This window comes from Mesorhizobium sp. M7A.F.Ca.ET.027.03.2.1 (genome assembly GCF_003999175.1).
In the GTDB taxonomy this organism is placed as follows: domain Bacteria; phylum Pseudomonadota; class Alphaproteobacteria; order Rhizobiales; family Rhizobiaceae; genus Mesorhizobium.
In genome coordinates this window covers 1-405 of the sequence record NZ_RZOM01001956.1, presented here as the reverse complement: position 1 = coordinate 405, position 405 = coordinate 1, and the positions used below count along the sequence as shown (strand labels likewise).

The 405-nt window shown below is 67.7% G+C and carries 1 protein-coding gene; it reads left to right on the top strand.

What is annotated here, in order from left to right; all coding sequences use genetic code 11:
• Positions 1 to 405 (top strand): biotin carboxylase N-terminal domain-containing protein (locus EN750_RS38955; RefSeq protein ID WP_281062402.1); only part of this gene is annotated, 405 nt, incomplete at both ends.

The window sequence follows — 405 nt, the reverse complement described above, 5'->3', positions numbered from 1 at the left end:
TGCGAGATCCCTGCATGTCGAGATGGCCGACGAGGCGGTGCATATCGGCCCCTCGCCCGTCGGCGAAAGCTATCTGCGCGGTGACAAGATCATCGCCGCGGCCCTGGCAACGGGCGCACAAGCCATTCACCCCGGCTACGGCTTCCTGTCGGAAAATCCCGATTTCGTCGACCAGGTGGTGGCGGCGGGGCTGATTTTCATCGGCCCGTCGGCGGCCTCGATCCGGGCCATGGGGTTGAAGGACGCGGCCAAGCGGCTGATGGAAAAGGCCGGCGTGCCGGTCGTGCCGGGCTACCATGGCGAGGCGCAGGAAATCGTGCTGCTTGCCTCCAAGGCACGCGAGATCGGCTATCCCGTGCTGATCAAGGCGCGCGCCGGCGGCGGCGGCAAGGGCATGCGCCGGGT